The following is a 17584-nucleotide window of genomic DNA, read 5'->3' on the forward strand; positions in this document are numbered from 1 at the left end:
AGCTGGTGAGAGTAGTTGTGCCAGCTTTTTCTATTGAATGGCCTCAAAATCTCAGTGCGTCCTTCCTGTGTCATCGTACAGGCGCCAGCCCGTCTTGCATATTACTCAATTTCTTCAATTTCTCCATGCAAGGCTCTAACGTCACTCACTCCTTCTCTGCCGATCATTTAGAAAAACCCGGCTTCCTCCTCCGGGCGCTGGCCTGTCTGCCACTGGCTGTGGGCATAGTGGAGAGGTTTTCCACTCAGATTTTTTATTTCACCATATTGCTGTGGGAATTCCTTATTAGAAAGTAAGATTTTCTTCATAAGAAAAGTAATCAACTCCTGATTCTACATAGTTGTTGTTATCGATCCGATATTAAGCGGGGACTAAATTTTCGTTTAGTAAACCTATTATATCAAAACATTTGTTCCCATTCAATCTTTCTACAAAACGGACATTTTGTTTAATGTTGTGAATTTTGTGCATCCGAATTATCTCCACCTTCTCGATCACTCTCTTTGCGCAAACTCTAAATCTGAGTCATTTTTAAACAATGCAATTGATGAGTAATGAGCGTGTAGAGATCTTAGCCTAAACAGAATATCTATCGCATTGTTATAGCCATCCTCTGTAAACTTTACTTGATGCACAAATTTTTCAATAATGCTGTACGTCTTTTTAAGCTCTGTATCTGCCTCGGCCAGCCTTTCATCTGATTCAGCTAAACGCTCGTTTAATTTCGATACTTCTTGTAGTAAATCTCCTTGCGATTCTCTAATTACCTCTTTGATATCCCGAAGCTCTTCAGATGTTTTAGCACCATAAGTAAGTATCATTCGTTCATGGAGATTAGCAAATGAAAACTGCTCCGCATTCAGATAAGGTAAAATCAGAACCACCCGTCCAACGGGTGGTTTGCACTTGGGGTATAACCCCCTGTTGCCAAACTGCGCCTAAAGACGCTAGCCTGACCTCAATTCTGTTCAGGCTCAGTGTTATTTGTCACTTTCACTTACCAGTTAAACTGGGTTACTTCTTTTTATTTCTGTTGTCGCTGAATGGATCTTCATACTCTTTTACACTCAGTTTATCTATTGCTTGGTCATGTGCTTCTTGTTCTCGAATGTACTTAGCTACCGTTGCTTCATTTAAGCCCACCGTACTCACATAGTATCCTTCTGCCCAAAATTTCCTGTTCCCATATTTATACTTTAAATTCGCATGTTTCTCAAAGATCATTAGCGCACTTTTTCCCTTAAGATAGCCCATAAATGTTGATACTGAAATTTTGGGTGGTATCGCTTCCAGCATGTGTACATGATCTGGCATCATATGACCTTCTATGATTTCCACTCCCTTATACTTACATAAACGTTTGAAAATTTCGATCAGTCTTTTCTCACTTGATTTATATATTTCCTTACGTCTATACTTCGGGGTGAACACAATGTGGTATTTACACATCCACTTTGTGTGCGCTAAACTATAGTTCTTGTTTGCCATCTAAGACCATTCCTTTCATTGAGCCTGAACATCTCAATATTATCGGAATGGTCTTGTTGGTCAAACCCTTGATCCCTCCACCCGCATAGCAGGTGGTTTTTTGTTTCGCACGCTTCGTGAGCTCAACTGGCTAAAGCCTAAATCAAATCGTACTCTAGCTTCCGGAATGTACGATATGCTCCCAAATGGAATTTTGGATCTATCAGATTTAACATTCGCGAGAAACAAGCGTAAAACGACATTCCAGCAAAGATAAAGGGAAATGCAGCGCAAATGTAACCTGCATAACGTACTAAAGTAGCTAATTTAGACAAGCAATGCCCCTATAAAAGCAACATACATAAGAGTAAGAATCAAGATTATATTTACTACCATTTCTACTATTACCTTAATAACAACTAGTTTGCTTTTACATTCAGAAAACTCGAATATGCAAAGAATAAATGAAATGATTGAGATTAACATAGACACATATACTACATTAATATTTATTAACTCTTCAAGTCTGTCAAAAGAGGGCGGCTGATTAATAGTTAAACCGAAAAAAATCAGACTGAATAACCAAAACGTTGTCGAAATATATTGATATCTATTCATCAAATACCTCCTTTATGTAATCTTTATATTAACATTTTATCTAAATATATGGCAATTTATCCAATTGCATGTTATATTCTTTTCGTACCAAATTCTAGGAGGTAATACTATAATGATGAAAAAAAAGAAATTTTACTCTGTAATGGTGACTCTGCTCCTGCTGTTAACTTTCTCCTCACAGGCATTTGCTACAGAGAAAATCACACCAATGAGTGAGCCTATTGACAATATGACGACTGAGTTTTCGCGTTTAACTAGAGATAATGCAGCTTGGATGGCTTATTATGCGTATAACGATTCACAACAAGGTACATATCCAATTGGTACAGGATTTGAATTTGCTGAACGCGTGAAACCAGGTGGCGTTTGGGATTATAAGAAAACGTATGGATACTCTGCAAAGTATTATTTTCATGGGATTGTGACTACAGGTGAAGATTTTGGTAATGTCCACTATGCATATGTTGGTAGAGCAGCTGGTTTTGGTGAATTATTATTAAAATCCGCAGCTGGAGCAGTTCAGATTTACGCTGGTACATCTTCAATCAAATGGTACGCTTCTTTCTTTGATGATCCAAAAGATCAAGCAGCAATTCAAAGAGGTTTAGATTATTGGACTAACAAAAATTTGCCGAATCCAAATACGTTTAAGGTTACTCCAGAAGTTCAATCTCTAATTGATTCTCTTAGCGAAGGTGAAAAAGCAGAAATTAGAGACCAAGCAAAGAAAGTCTCTGATAAAATTAAAAACGGCGAAATAAAATAGAACGTATAAAGCCAGCTAAAAAGCTGGCTTTTATTATGCTTAGAAGCTATCCTGCTAGCATTAAAACGTATTTCTTAGCCGTTGCTAAAGTGTCCTTTGAAGTCAGAGTCGTAGCAATCTCATTCTCATCCTTAAAGATCCGGTACTTTCCCCAAACCCTAGCTAGAGTATACCCACCGAAATTTAGCGTCCGATATGAGTCTGTAAAAACCGCAAAAGTGATCTCCTTTACTTCCAAATAAAGCACCGGACACCATCAGCTGATTCTCGCAATCAATAAGGCGTTTTAGTTCGTTTGCACGGTTGATGGAAAATTCGAATACTGGCTGGATGGTCTCAATGAATTTTTTGGTTTTTCTAAACATCATGATTTTTCCTCCTCGTATTGGCTGAACGCAAAAAAGCACCAACGCCTGCTAATCAGGTGTCTGGTGCTTCCAGAGTTTAGTATTTTATTCTATTACGATTAGTATAATATAGTCCGTATCTTGGAATTAACGCTTAGAAGGTCACTTTACTTCCTTGATGAATTTCTTATTATCAAGAATAATCATCTTTGTATTTTTATCAACGTGGTCTATATCATAAACAATACCTTCAGTTGGTAAATTATTTTCATTAGCAGTATATCTAAAATTCCCGTATTTAGTCCCGATTACTTCTACTCTCTTTTTGTGATATTCAAGCTCTTCTTGCGTTACATCTCTAATTTTGGCTATATTGGGTTGTTTATTTTGTTCGTTTCCCATATTGATTATCATTGCTCCACTAATAAGAAGAATAACACCCAGTACTTCCCTCTTACATAATTAGAGCACGAGAGATGAATTTTGGCTTTACCTGGGCCATAAATTTTCGCACACCAAATAAAATGACCTTCTCTAGATGAATGAACTGTGACCCGATTTGTGAACAGATTTAACATACAACCTTGTAGTAGCGGCCAATCAATTCATACAGTTGGTTATCGCACTCTCTGCATGAATCAACCTTGCAGTCTACCCTTTACTCTGTCGTCAACAACAAACTTAGTGACTTCTTTGGTCAAGCCAAAATAAACTGGTGTTCTTGTTAAAAATAGCCGTTGTTACGATTAAATCAGATGAATGAAGCTACTTCTCCAACGAGATGTTAAATGAGTAACGATTATACTATCTACTATGCTATTTACCGCACTTCGTATTGAACACCACGTGATAGCAGCTCCATGTTTATTTCAATGAAGAATATCAATTCGGGGGAAAGGGCGAGTATTATATTGCGTTATTGGTTGAAACATTAAAACCTTTTATCAACAAGGAACATACATTTTGATGCGGAGGAAATCGTATTACATAGGAGGTTCCCTGGAGCCTGCCTTACCAGCAAATACAATCGTTCTGTTCAAGAAAGCGAGTCTGTGACATTGGTGTCTTCGCTATAAATAGCAGCTATGACATTGCTATTTTAAGCTCAAGAATGGATGATTTATTTATTGTTATTAATTTTATTAATTTGCTTTCTGAGCGGATTGACCAAGTGTTGGTGTTGATCGGCGAAGCGCAACGCGGCTGCCAATCCATGCCGGCAGCCACGTATTAATTAAGCTATAGTGTCCCGTTAGTTTAATTCAGTCAAGGACATGAGGTTTCCAATACATTATCCTCGACTGACCAAATGTTTTAAATTTCTCACGTAAACCTCACGAGCAGACCAATTTATATACCTATCAGGTACATCAACTTCACCAATTTGGTCTATCGTAAATGATTTTGCTCTAAGTGTTTCGGCTGTCTCTAGTAAATGGCCCAAGTAATTTAAGGATTTTGCAATCCATTCCTTTCCGCCCACTAGTCCATGACCAGGTACGACGTATTCAATTTCCCAACTATTTAGTTTATCAAGAATGGATATCCACTTCCGTATGTCTCCGTCAACAATCAACATATGATTATTGATGGCAACCAAGTCCCCTATATAACAAACTCTCGCATCAGGAACATACAAAAAGGAATCAGAAGCGGAATGGCCGCCTCCAAGAGTATGACATTCCACTTTTCGACTTGTTCCTTTCATATGCCATTCCGATTCAAATATTTCATTGGGTAAAATTAATTCCAGAGTAGGTAGAGATATTTGAATTTCTTTTAGAAAGGATATTTGTACTGCCAGCTGTAACTTCTGCTCTTCATCAACAGTTGACTCGCTTTGTTCTTTAAGTTTTTGGATGTAGTTACCTAATCCCTCAAGTCCAGAACGCTGTTCCGTAATTCTTGCAGGATGCTTCTCATGCATTATGATTTTTGTCAGCTCTGTTGCCACAATGGATACATCTTGAAACACTTGGTTGCCACGAATATGATCTCCGTGCCAGTGACTGTTTATTAGATGAGATACAGGCTTCCCAATTAGTTCCCCGATGACGTTTCGAAGCTCCAATGCAGCCTGTTGAGTGTTAAACGAGTCAAAAACAAGAATTGATTCTCCTAAGTCTATAAAGCCAGCATTTGCCACTGCGCCAGAACCTTCGTTTGCTATTGCAGCGTATACCCCTGGAGTAATCTGCAGCACATCAAAGTGCTTAGTATTGTGAACCACTTTTTCAAAATTCATTTCTCTCCCCCTTCCTATACACTAGTCTGACCGTGCTTCACTGCAACACTGCAAGCTCCTCCACTATCGTTCTCCATAACAATATATTCGACAAGCGACCACGCTAACCTGCCCGTTAGCACAACGACGACAGCCGAACATTTTGGTCGGCTCCGTTGAATGGTCGCTAAGTATAGATATTTCCTTAGGCTGGAGTCTCCTCGTTTGGAGATGATGATCTGTCCTTTCCTTTTCCCCGATGTACTTTCTGCGAGATTTAGACCGGCTTTGCGCAGTAACTGACGTCCATGTTCATACTGTCTAAGGTCACCTGCACCTGCTAAGATGGCCGCGACAAAGATCGGACCAAGGCCTTTAATGGAACGGAGCTGGACGGCCATGGGAATCTCCTCTAACAATGCGCGGAATTTTATTTATCTCATGATTATTTCGATGTAGCAGAGCCATCATGAGTCAGAACCACTTTGTCATTAAAATAGAGCATACAGGCGGGGATTAAGTTAACGGGCATAATTGAATAATCTGGGAATCTGTGGTACTTTAACAAATTTAAGGCTGTCAACATCCAGTCCGAGATAGTGATCTGCCTGATGAACATCAATGTGTCCTTTATTAAAAATTATTTCTGCACCCATGACACTAAACCCCTTATTGGCAGAAATACAATGCCTTTCCGCAAAAAGGGAGCGGACTCAAGTTTCAACGGTTTGCCATTCCATAATACGGTTATACCTTTATTCACTTTGGCGGCAGCGAGAGCGACGTTGTTGTTTGGGCTGCCGTGCTGGTAATCTATATTCATGAAAGTAATTTCCATATCTGGTACTATTGGGCATATACGTTTGGCACAGATAAGAAAAGTATTGTTACAACTAAAAAGGCTGAGAAATAAGGTCTGAACTTCTTCATAATAGGCTTCTCACCCCTTGTTTCTAAAGATAGCAGCTAGACGACCATCGATTTGGAATTCAACAATCTTGTAGAAATCATTGTCCGAATCTACTTGCATTGTGAAATAGCCAACCAGACGTTCTCCTTTTGGATTAACCCATTCTTTTGGATATTTCACTTGAGGAGTCCAAGTTTTTAACCCGTATTTATCGATAATTTTCGACTCAACCGGATCAGAGTATAAAAGATTTGGTATCATAGTGCTGCCTTTGAATTGCAAAATTTCAATTTTATCTTTACTAGATGCAATTGTGAAGTCAGTAAATATGTAGTAATAATTGTTCAGTACTTTCTGATTTTTATCAAAAAACATTCTCCCATAAAGCGACATGTGATTGATATCTTTCACTTTAACTACAATCATTTTGTGTATTGTAATTGTACCACTATTATTTTTCATCGTGATAGGTTGGTCAATAATACGGTTAAAAGGTCTTTTGGGATCCTCTGAGTAGTTCGCAATCGAGAAAATATTTGTTCCTCTTGCTCCGACCTCTCTCATTTCAGTCAAATCTGAGTATTCAGCAGGATTCGATTTCTCCACATTAATATATCGAATAAGAAGTGTTGCTACTTCGGCGCGAGTCGTTTTGTCGGCTGGTTTAAAAGAACCATCCGGCATACCAGTCATGAGACCAGTTCCATATGCGACTGCTACGTATGGAATTTGTGCAGCAGGTATTCCGCCTTTGTAAAATTCCGTGACTGGAATGACTGTATTTGCAGTATCTTTCAAGGCGGTGGAAAAATCAGTATTTGCGTGAGTAAGACCACTTGTCATCCACTTAACCATTTCCGCCCTAGTCATTTGAGTATTAGGTTCAAATCCTTTCTTATAATCTGCTGGATTAATAAATCCCAGATCAACAAGCGTGTTGACCTCATTCATTGCCCAATTAGATGACATATCCGGAAAATAAATTGATGAGTTCGTTTTCTTGTCTTGACTTGTTGCACGATAAAGCATAGTTGCAAATTCAGCACGAGTAACATTGTCTTTTGGATGATATCCACCATCTAAGTACCCCTTCACTAACCCCAACGATACCGCCTGATTAATTGTAGATTCGGCCCAGCTTCCAGCAATGTCCTTAAACTTTACGTATGCATTATTCACAGTTGTCTCTACTGTATCAAGCGTGTCTAAATTTTTCTCTGTTACATTAGAAACTTGCACTTCATTTTTCTGTGAGCCAGAAGCAAACACCTTATTGTATTGAAATGTGCTAGTAAAAAGACACATAGCAACTAATCCTAGAGTGATCGCTTTTTTCATTATTTTATCACCTTTTCATTAATCTATTAATTTTATAGAACCGTGTGCTGTTATCTGTGTCCATTTGGAAAAGGTTTATTTATTTAGGCACGATAAAGGATGGTAGAGCCATCAGCAGCAGCCTCTTTCTGCTAAATGTTTCTTGCGTTGTTACTGCGGACGGAATAAATAACTTTTCGTGTATGGTCTTGCCTGATTCAGAGAACAGGCCCTAATAAAACCAATTACAATGATCCGATTGGAGTACCCAATAGCTTATAATAAAACAAGGAGCAGCTGCCGAGGGGTTCTCCGTGCAATACCGATTTTACGGTGCAAACATTCAGTCAATATTTGCGATATACCATTTTCCCTGTTTGTTCTTGAGCGAAGTAAAGATGTAGTTCCCGTGTTTAATGATTCCTGCATTCAGGGTGTGAAATCCTATAGTGATGTTTTTCCGGCCCGTCGAATCGTCGTAAGGTTCGATGTGCACCAGCTGAGTGAAGCGGTATTGAATCTTTGATTCGATGAGAAAATCCAGGTAATCGGCATTCTCATCCATTGTCGAGCGCAGAACCGACTTGTCTTTGCCTGCAATGGCTTGCATTGCTTTCTTCACCAGCCGGATCACCTCTTCTTCATCGGCATCGGAGCCTTTCGGGAAATTAATGGCGACCCCCGGCTGGAATGACAGGATATCTGGACCTTTCCAGCGAATATCCGCTTGCTGTGATTTTGGATCCCACTTTTCTTTAGCGCCGAAAGATTGAGATAGCAGGTCGAGAGAGATATAGGTTCTGCCACCAGAATAAAATGGCGCCGCATGCAAAGTTTCGTTCGATCCATCCACATTTGCCTTAAGGCTGTCAACATCCAGTCCGAGATAGTGATCTGCCTGATGAACATCAATGTGTCCTTTATTAAAAATTATTTCTGCACCCATGACACTAAACAGTTCCCTCATTGGCAAAAATACAATGCCTTTCCGCAAAACGGGAGCGGACTCAAGTTTCAACGGTTTGCCATTCCATAATACGGTTATACCTCTATTCACTTTGGAGGCAGCGAGAGCGACGTTGTTGTTTGGGCTGCCGTGCTGGTAATCTATATTCATGAAAGTAATTGCTATAACGGCGGCGGCTGTCAAAGCTCTCACGATCAATTTTCTCTGTAGCATTCTCATAGACACCCTCATTTCCGAATTTATTGTCCAGAGCACAAATAGGTCTCCCCTATTTGACTTATGAATAGAATTTACTCCATTCACTGTAACCTAGAGAGTCCCCTTGCTTCTAGGCTTTATCTCATGTTCATACTAATAAAGTGGTTCGAGTAACCCAAAAAACAACCTGTACAAAAAACGCATGACCTAGTTGGTGAAAATCCAACCAAAGGAGGGGCCAAGCCACCTTACCATTGTAGGGTTTCTTTTTTATCAAAAACTGAAAGCAGAAATCTTCCATGTATCGTTTACCTTTTTAAAATAGTATGTCGAATCAGATGCAAGGAGTTTGTTGTTTTCAATTACGCCAAAATGAACTGTTGCTTGAAAAACATCCTTACTATCTTGAATGAATTCCATATTGTCTGCAATAATTACTTGATATCGTGGGAAAGTAGGAAATTTTGATTTCCCATCTTCTGTGAAAAGATTCCAATAAGCCTTGTCGTCACCTTTGTTGATAGCATGTACGTGTTTGTTAATGAGATCACATAACTCGGCATTTACTCCATTATAATTATCAGGTGTGACTATATAGAAAAAATTAGAGATATTGATTGCCTTATTTTTATCATCCCAGTGAATATCTCTTTGCAGAAGCCCACCAAGTTCTTTAAGTGGTACGTATGTTGTTCCTTGATAGTTTAGTATTGGGAGTTTCGTTGTCCTCACTTTTCCATCCACTGTAATTAGTACATTAAATTTGTTTAGAATGAACTGTTCCGCAACTGCCCAAACATTTGTATACATACTTGAAATGATGGCTAACGTTAAACAAAAACATAGTACAATTTTTTTCTTCATAATAATTCATCTCCTTTTTTCTGTCCTTAATTAATATTTAGGATGCCTACTGTCTTTTTTACATATATCACCATATATGATTGACTTTTAAATTGCAATAATACTCATACACTAATTGTTTGATCCGGAGATAGGAAAAACCACCAGAACCGGTGGTTTTTATAGGGAGATCTAATTATGAAAAAACAAATCCAATCTGACCGTCCATTTCTCAGGCCATACCCCATTCTTTCCTGTCTTGTTTCACTGTATTGAGAAATGATTGACGCTTTATGTTGATTTTATCAAGAGTACGATGAAAGCATATTTGGATATTATTCAAACACTGCCCGAAAATAAATGAATATATAATATTATTAAGCAGTGAGAATCTTTATTGTTCCACAATAATACCAATCTTTGAACTTAGCTCTTTATGTATCTTTTTTCCACCTTCTATCATATTAAACGATGCTCGAACACCGATGTTATATTTCCCAGGTTTAAGAATCCATGGCTTTTTATTATGTTTAATTAATTCTTCTTCGTTAGGGTATGATCCATTTATTTGATTAAATGAGATAATAGTTTGTTTTGGAAACAGAGAGAGTATTTGGTCACTCTTGTTTAACAACTCCTTTTTTGAACTTAACTCTATAATATCTTCATGTATTGTTCCATCTTCTCCTTCTATAGAGAATACTAGAACCGGATTCCCACGATAAATTGCAACCTCATTGTCCCCAGTATATTCGAATGTTGCCCAGATATTCATATTCTCATTATTTTGATTAAATGTTTTACTGTTTGAATAAATAGTTAAACTAAAGTTTTGATCGGTCGTACTTGAACTAAGAGTAGATTTTCTCTCATCAAAGCTATCATTTTTATTAATATTGATCATTTTCTTTGATTCGTCATAAACGACATCAGCACCTAACGCATCGGAAAACTTTCTAAGAGGTACATACGCAGTGTTATTGTAGTTCAGTAAAGTGAATCCAGTTAAGCTGTTATTAACTTCAACGCTTATAGGGGATATATTCGTAAGTATTTGATTACTAGATGAAGCTATAGTTGGAATTACAAGTAATGCCAAAACAGACAGTAATATCAGTGTCTTTTTCAAAACATATATTCCTCCTAATCTAATTTTAATAATATTATTATATACTTTTCAAATAAAGGCAAATAATGCAAAATTTCTCATAAATCAAATACAATCATTGATCAAGAGGAGTGGAACAACACCGTTGATTACGTTGGGGTGCTGGCTTTTGTTCAAGGGATACCGGTAGGGACGAAGTATTATAACAACTTTGCATTGGGGGAGACGGATTATTAAAAAGCATGCTATAACAGGCATTACAGTGAACGGAGAAAAGTACTATTATGATCGCTCAGTCTGCAAATCCGCAGTAACAACACAAGAAACATTTAGCAGTGCTAAAGAGGCTGCTGCTAATGGCTATCATCCTTTATCGTGCCTAAATAAATAAATCATTTCCAAATGGACACAGATAACAGCACACGGTACTATAAAATTAATAGATTAATGAAAAGGTGATGTATTAATGAAAAAAGCGATCGCTCTAGGATTGGTTGCTATGTGTCTTTTTACTAGCTCAAGTCAAAACAGTATTGCATTTGCTGCAGGTACCCAGAATAACGAAGTACAAGTTTCTGGCATCAAATGGGAGGCTATTGTCACCAGTTAGGTTAACAATTTCAATTATTTAATTCTTAAATATGAGAAGACGTTTATCCAGAAGATGCATCCGAGTAAAATATGAATACCACTTTCTTCAATATGTATCCCATTACCACTCAGTAATATCCCAGAAAAAAAGCCAAGCACTATAGATATTAATACTTCAAGGAACCTACTATTCATAATCTTTCACCTTACTTCCTTCTGCATTCGATTCAAACTTAGCATATGAAACCCTACGAAAAACATATGTAAGTTTCTCCATTAATTCTGCCAGTTAGTTTGAGAAAAGGCAGCCGATCTCAAGAAGTCAGCTACCTTAAATGTCTTTTATTGAGCTATCGTGTCCCGTTAGCACAATCACTTGTTGGATATAGGAGCTAAAACTCCACCATTTCATTTCCGCCTCGTGTCATCTACACAATAGGCCCCTTTATCGCCTTACTGAGCTTAAGCTCAAAATCCGCAGCATCCAAAGATTTATTCCTAACATAGACGCGGTACTTCCCGTCCTCGGTGCATTCGTGGCGCACAATCATCTACATAATTATCTTTGCAAACCCAATCCATCATGGCTTAATCTTAATCCATCCAGAAAAAAATGAATCATCTGACATCTTGAAGTAATCTTTTACAAAGCCTACAAACTCAGCGGTATTCACTTCTCTGTATCTAAATTTCAAATAATAAGCTTGAAGAAAATCAGTGCCCTCAATACCCGTATCCTCGAATAATTTTTTGAATCTCATGACAGGTTGAGCATAGAAAGATGAGACAACATCTGCTGGATCAAGTTCAGATAAAGGTAGATTCGAGTACCTCCCCTTAGAATTAAAATTCATTTGTGAAAATGTGTAGTCATTTAAGTATAATGAGGTACTTAATTCCGCCATTCCCTCGTCTAGCCATCCATCATGAAAGGGATCATTACTTACAACACCATAAAACCATTGATGAGCAATTTCGTGAGCTATATCATGCTTTATATTAGTTTCCGAAGCTATGGTTATCAAACCTGGATACTCCATAGATAATTCATCACCCAAAATGACATCTAGTTGCTTATGAGGATATTCTCCAATATGGTTAATATAAAATTGAAGTGCATCAGCTGCATCTAACAAGGCTTGATTCATCACAGCTTGATCTTCTTTTTTTCCCCAAACTCGTATTTCGATATCGCCTACCTTGGTTACTACAAAGTCCAGTTTCTTTGAGATTACAACCATTAATTCTTTGATATTATTAGCATCAACCACACCTTCAGCTGCAGGTTTTACCGGATCGAGGTCTGAGGATGTGATGATGGTATAACCATTAGGAAGTTCATATTTTAAAGAAAAATCACTAAAATCCGTATGGTAGGATTCACTTAGAGGAATGTAAGGCTGTTTGTTCCAACCATTCCTATATGTTGCAATTATAGGGTAGCATTGCGCGAGATCATAACTTGAATCTGTCTTCGTGAATCGAATCCCATGTTGTGGAAGCGAAAAGTTGTAATTCATTTTCACTTCAACTTGTCCAGATGGGGCTAGGTCTTGTGGTAAGAGGATTGAAAGTGTATCTCCATCTAACGTGTAAGATGCAATTTTTCCATCTATTAAAATCTCATTCATATGAAATGTGGCATCACTTCTATAGACTTTGGGATTATCCTGCGATGTAAATACATTCGGAATCATATAAAACACAATTTTATCCCATTGATCTTTAGAACGATTTGTTACTTTAATGACGGATTGCATCTTGAACTTTTCATTGGAATCCATTTTTAGCAATAAATCATAGGAAGCAAAACTCCCATTAGGTTCAGAAGTAATCGAAGCATGATTTTCCTTCATATCTTCAACTTTAGCAACTGTTGTTACAGTCGATAGCGATTGAGAAGAAAAAACATTCATAAACGAAACACCTGTTGTCACAATAATAATCAACGTAAACATGATGAGCCCTGTTTTGAAGAGAACATTATAAGCCCTTGAATGATTTCTGGCTTCATTTAAACCTCTGTGAAGACGTGTTGCCGTAGCCATTCTAGAAGGAATGAAAGTTCCTAGAACCCCAGATAATAGAGGTAGCATACTCACCAACCATAGATACCACAAGTCACTTCCAGGGAACTGACGATATAAAATCATAATAAGGATAACCCCTAATATAAATGCTAAGACACTTGCAAATGTACTTGTGATGAGCCCCTCCATTAACAGAATTGAATGAAGGGATCTATTTCTCCAACCGATTGCTTTTAGCAACAAGATTTCATCCCTCCGCTCATAGACATTTTGTCTCGCAGTTTCATAAATCGTAAGCACAGATATGATGAAACATACCCCAATGGCAACAAAATGCATGGGCCCGATTTGTGCTACTGCATACTGCCCTAACCACGTAGTATAGAACGTCCCCCGCAGACGAATCGTTACAAAAACATAAAATAGCAATAATACCGTAGGCACTGTCATTGAAATGATGGATAAGATATTCCGCTTTATTTTCCCACTGAAATTTGAAAAAGCATAGGCAAATAAGGTCCCTACGGAAAAGCTGTGCTTGATCTTCGATTTATACTCTCCTGCGTTTAGTATCGAAAGAGGATTTATGGTTCTTACTTGAATAACAGAAGGAATAACACCCAGGAGATAAATGATAAACCCACATAGCCCTAATATGACAAACCGTCTTGGAAAGATCTCCGCATGTTGAACAAAGATCATATAAGCTCCCGTGGACCAAATGATGAGTGCCGATAGACAACCAAAGATGAACGATTCTACAACCAGTAATCGAACAACACTCGTCACCCGCCAACCGATCGAAAGTAATAATGCGAATTGTTTCATTCGGGCTAACAAAGAAATAAAATTCATAGTCACAACGTAGATCGCAGCCACAATGATGATCAGAAATATCGTATTCGAAAAACCAATATTCACCTCACGCACTAAAGAGAAATTCGCACCAAGCTTAATCCATTGTTGCTCAATCCAACCCAACGTGGTTTGTGTCCCACTCTCAGGCACATGAATAAGGACGGGTTGTGGTGAAGAAGCAAAGGTAATATCCGTTTCCAGACCTGTTTGCTCACGGATCATAGCTGCAATACGTTCTACTTTCTTTTTGTTATCATCGGTGAATTCTTTAACACCATCCACCTTTACCCTAATCACGGAAATCGGTTGATCTCCATTAATGATTGAAGCAGCTTCAAGCGTTGTTAACATGGTGGGGGGATCTGTAATTAACCCTAATGGATTATGGATAGACGAAATAGATAATTGCGGATTGATAAGTCTTCCTTCTTGATCTAAAACCGATTTTGCTGTAGTAGAGTTATATGTATCCACAGGATATAAACTATTAATATCCTTGGAAACATTCAGTTTGGTTGGATCATACATCCCAATATAATGAGGAACTAGCGCAAAATATGCTGGGATATTCGGAGAATTTGCACGCAGATGTTGTTCATAGGGACGATAATACTCTGGAAATTGATCTTTTATAGCTGGTGTAGGTATAAAACTATTCACTGTGTACGCATAAGGCCAGTGATCACCAATTGGGCTAAGTGTCGTCTGAAATGATAACGCGGTCGCCTTTTGAGATAACATTAAAGGGAGATCCAATCCGTATGTTAAATTAGATATAAGCTCTGGCGCAATCAATTCTGAGTGATAAGCATACGTTTTCTCGAAATCAGCACCAACACGATCTAGATATTTTTTAGCCCCATTGTTTTTGACCTTTTCCATAGTTGTATTCGCTTGTTCTAATGTCTTAAATGGAAGACGAAGATGTTCATATTGAATAGAAAAAGTTTTATTGGCTAAAAATTGATTGCTAATTAATATGGGTAGAGTAATGAATTGTGTGCTACTAGGAAATTCTTGATCCGGCTGTAACAATTTGCTTTTCTCTGAAGAATCAAAATAAAAATCATTTCCATCTGGAAGTGGAATAACCGCATCCTTTAATCCAACAAGCTTATTTTCCTCCACTGGGTCGATGCCTACAATGAGTGCATAGTCATTCAATCTCTGCTCACCCATAGTTTGGCTTGGGTACGAGTTATAGATTCCATATTGACTGTAGATGTTATCTCCAAACCAAGAGCCAACGGTCATATACATCTGATATCCTATTGTCGTCTGTTTTTGCACACCATTATCAGATTGAACATCAAGTGTTATTCTATAAATACCATCCTGTGTGAATTCCGCCTTTTCATTGAGTTTAATAGAGACCAAGCTATGTCCAACAACAGCAAGTGGAGCGGCAACACTGATTCCAGGAATATTTTTAATCTTATCCAGTTGATTTAAAGTAATACCACCCGTTATGCCACTAGCGAAATTGGGTTCTACCAAGCTATTTTCAACGTCAGTGATGTGGGTTCCGACTGGTCTAACAAGGATATGATAAGACATCTGCCACTTGTCTTGCAGTGTATCCATGACAGTCTCTTTATTCGATTCAGAGATACTAAATAAAAAGCTAAAACCTGAACTGACAATGATAACGCCAATAAGCATACTTAACAATCGAGTCTTGTGATGCCACCAAAATGACCACAATAATCTTATCATACTCCCAGCCCATTCCCTACGATCTGCCCTTCTTTGATGGTGATGATCGTCTGCGCTTTTTCAGCAAGATTCATGTCATGCGTTACGATAATAATGCCTATTCCCAATTTATCTCTCAATTCACATAAGATATCGTAAAAATTTTCCCCATTCGTTGAATCTAAATTCCCAGTAGGCTCATCTGCCAATAACCACTTGGGTTGATTAACTAGCGCACGAGCAATGGCAACTCTTTGTTGCTCCCCACCTGATAGTTGAAATGGTAATGATTGCATCTTTTTATCTAACCCCAACTCTACTAATAAATCTTTCGCTCTATTTTTATATCGCACATCTGTTTTTCGACCAAAAAAGGGGGTGATTACATTTTCATATGCAGTTAATGACGGTATGAGATTGTAGTTTTGAAAAATAAACCCAATATTATTAAATCTAAAATCTGCAAGAGCATTTCCTTTGATGCTAGACACATCGGTATGATTAAACAGAATTTGTCCCGAAGTAGGTTTGTCCAATGTACCTATCAAACTTAACAATGTTGATTTACCAGACCCCGATATTCCTGTAATCGCTGTGAAATGATTTGGTTGAAATGTCACATGAATTTCACTTAACGCCTTAGTTTCGACATTTTCATTTCTGTATATTTTACTCACATCGATTAACTCGATGATTTCATTCAACATAATTACCCTCCAATATTCACGTAATCTCATTTTATACTTTTATTGAAATAATTACCTCTTTGAATCAATTTCATAATTCTAAAGCCTTACAGTGACAAGGTTCTTCAGGCATAGAAAAAGGAGTACCTCCCCAAATCTCGAATAGGTTAAGCGACTAAACGAAACCAAATGAGACGAGGTGAACTCCCTATGCCATATATTCGACATGAGAGTCTGTTTTCGCTGCAAGAGTTGTATAACATGGATCGGGAACGAGTGCCGCTAGTTCGGCATCTGTTGTTCCTTGTATTAGTTATCGATAGATATTGGTACCCTAATCGAATCCGTGCCCATAAACTTTACACCACCCTTTACAGCCGAACCGACTTCAACACCAAACTCAAATTTTTCTAATTTGAGTTTGTCATTACTATCAGGAACTAAATCAATTATTACCGTTCCTACACCGCCTCCCGTTGGTCTATAACTACGATTTCTTCCAATTTCAATCCACGATTTCCAATCGGTTTCCGTGTCCACATTAGTCCACGTCGATACATAGTCTACAGGCTTGGAATGTGTTTTATTTTCGGGATAACTGCTTATGATGTTGGAAACATACCATTTTTCAGGGATATAGAAAGCAACACCACCCCAGTCATTAGGGTCAATTTCAATCGAAGCCACAATCTGTACATGGTTCACACGGCCTTTGTCTCCGCTGACAAATACAGTTCCTTTTGCAAAGGTGTTCAAGCTAGCAGATACGGAACTTACAATGAAACTTTTAGATTGAACAATTTTCCCATTTACTGCTGTATTGTGAAAAGGTTTTTCTTGTTTCGATGAATACTGAAAAATAATAATTGACACACTTGCAACAAATACGGCAAAAAGCAAAGCGTATCTAGATTTCATATTCATACTTAATTCTCCTTTCCATAATGTCTAAGGGCAGG

At 37.9% G+C, this 17584-nt stretch carries 15 protein-coding genes and 1 pseudogene; 2 read left to right on the top strand and 14 right to left on the bottom strand.

Going from position 1 to position 17584, the window contains the following annotated elements; all coding sequences use genetic code 11:
* Positions 1 to 167: 167 nt before the first annotated feature.
* The 3 genes from AC3WU2_RS23125 to tnpA form a co-directional block, all read right to left on the bottom strand.
* Positions 168 to 308 carry a hypothetical protein gene (locus AC3WU2_RS23125; protein ID WP_492457353.1) on the bottom strand — a complete coding sequence of 47 codons (141 nt, stop codon included), beginning with the start codon at positions 306 to 308 and terminating at the stop codon, positions 168 to 170.
* Positions 309 to 494: 186 nt separating this feature from the next.
* Entirely contained in the window at positions 495 to 884 is a 390-nt protein-coding gene (locus AC3WU2_RS23130) for a hypothetical protein (protein ID WP_492457354.1), read from the bottom strand.
* Between the two features lie 130 nt (positions 885 to 1014).
* Positions 1015 to 1488: an IS200/IS605 family transposase gene (gene tnpA, locus AC3WU2_RS23135; protein WP_492457355.1), complete on the bottom strand. Its 474-nt coding sequence runs from the start codon at positions 1486 to 1488 to the stop codon at positions 1015 to 1017.
* Positions 1489 to 2197: 709 nt separating this feature from the next.
* On the opposite strand from tnpA, the gene AC3WU2_RS23140 reads away from it, so the two are divergent.
* Positions 2198 to 2851 (top strand): polymorphic toxin type 44 domain-containing protein, encoded by a 654-nt coding sequence (locus AC3WU2_RS23140; RefSeq protein ID WP_492457356.1) that lies wholly within the window; start codon positions 2198 to 2200, stop codon positions 2849 to 2851.
* 158 nt (positions 2852 to 3009) lie between these two features.
* Here AC3WU2_RS23140 and AC3WU2_RS23145 read toward each other — a convergent pair whose 3' ends face one another.
* From AC3WU2_RS23145 to AC3WU2_RS23180, 8 genes and pseudogenes are all read right to left on the bottom strand, one after another.
* Positions 3010 to 3219 carry a hypothetical protein gene (locus AC3WU2_RS23145; RefSeq protein WP_492457357.1) on the bottom strand — a complete coding sequence of 70 codons (210 nt, stop codon included), beginning with the start codon at positions 3217 to 3219 and terminating at the stop codon, positions 3010 to 3012.
* 141 nt (positions 3220 to 3360) lie between these two features.
* On the bottom strand, positions 3361 to 3600 hold the full coding sequence (locus tag AC3WU2_RS23150; RefSeq protein ID WP_492457358.1) for a hypothetical protein: 240 nt from the start codon (positions 3598 to 3600) through the stop codon (positions 3361 to 3363).
* Between the two features lie 889 nt (positions 3601 to 4489).
* The gene (locus AC3WU2_RS23155) at positions 4490 to 5443 is read right to left on the bottom strand and encodes an MBL fold metallo-hydrolase (RefSeq protein WP_492457359.1); all 954 of its coding nucleotides are present in this window, start codon (positions 5441 to 5443) and stop codon (positions 4490 to 4492) included.
* A 158-nt stretch (positions 5444 to 5601) separates the two neighbouring features.
* Positions 5602 to 5841: pseudogene (locus AC3WU2_RS23160) on the bottom strand (IS110 family transposase); the annotation flags it as partial.
* Between the two features lie 521 nt (positions 5842 to 6362).
* A complete protein-coding gene (locus AC3WU2_RS23165) occupies positions 6363 to 7670 on the bottom strand; it encodes an S-layer homology domain-containing protein (protein ID WP_492457360.1) in 1308 nt (435 codons plus the stop codon).
* Positions 7671 to 7992: 322 nt separating this feature from the next.
* Positions 7993 to 8829, bottom strand: coding sequence for a copper amine oxidase N-terminal domain-containing protein (locus tag AC3WU2_RS23170; protein ID WP_492457361.1), 837 nt, complete (start codon positions 8827 to 8829; stop codon positions 7993 to 7995).
* Between the two features lie 258 nt (positions 8830 to 9087).
* Complete coding sequence (locus AC3WU2_RS23175; protein WP_492457362.1) at positions 9088 to 9678, bottom strand: hypothetical protein; 591 nt, start codon at positions 9676 to 9678, stop codon at positions 9088 to 9090.
* A gap of 373 nt (positions 9679 to 10051) precedes the next feature.
* The gene (locus tag AC3WU2_RS23180; protein WP_492457363.1) at positions 10052 to 10786 is read right to left on the bottom strand and encodes a stalk domain-containing protein; all 735 of its coding nucleotides are present in this window, start codon (positions 10784 to 10786) and stop codon (positions 10052 to 10054) included.
* A 445-nt stretch (positions 10787 to 11231) separates the two neighbouring features.
* On the opposite strand from AC3WU2_RS23180, the gene AC3WU2_RS23185 reads away from it, so the two are divergent.
* A complete protein-coding gene (locus AC3WU2_RS23185; protein WP_492457364.1) occupies positions 11232 to 11375 on the top strand; it encodes a hypothetical protein in 144 nt (47 codons plus the stop codon).
* A gap of 562 nt (positions 11376 to 11937) precedes the next feature.
* On the opposite strand, the gene AC3WU2_RS23190 is transcribed toward AC3WU2_RS23185, so the two are convergent.
* The 3 genes from AC3WU2_RS23190 to AC3WU2_RS23200 form a co-directional block, all read right to left on the bottom strand.
* Complete coding sequence (locus AC3WU2_RS23190) at positions 11938 to 15828, bottom strand: FtsX-like permease family protein (RefSeq protein ID WP_492457365.1); 3891 nt, start codon at positions 15826 to 15828, stop codon at positions 11938 to 11940.
* Positions 15829 to 15956: 128 nt separating this feature from the next.
* A complete protein-coding gene (locus tag AC3WU2_RS23195) occupies positions 15957 to 16646 on the bottom strand; it encodes an ABC transporter ATP-binding protein (protein ID WP_492457366.1) in 690 nt (229 codons plus the stop codon).
* Positions 16647 to 16934: 288 nt separating this feature from the next.
* On the bottom strand, positions 16935 to 17549 hold the full coding sequence (locus tag AC3WU2_RS23200) for a hypothetical protein (protein ID WP_492457367.1): 615 nt from the start codon (positions 17547 to 17549) through the stop codon (positions 16935 to 16937).
* Between the last annotated feature and the right edge of the window lie 35 nt (positions 17550 to 17584).

The sequence above is a fragment of the Paenibacillus sp. EB106-05-06-XG162 genome (assembly GCF_058791655.1).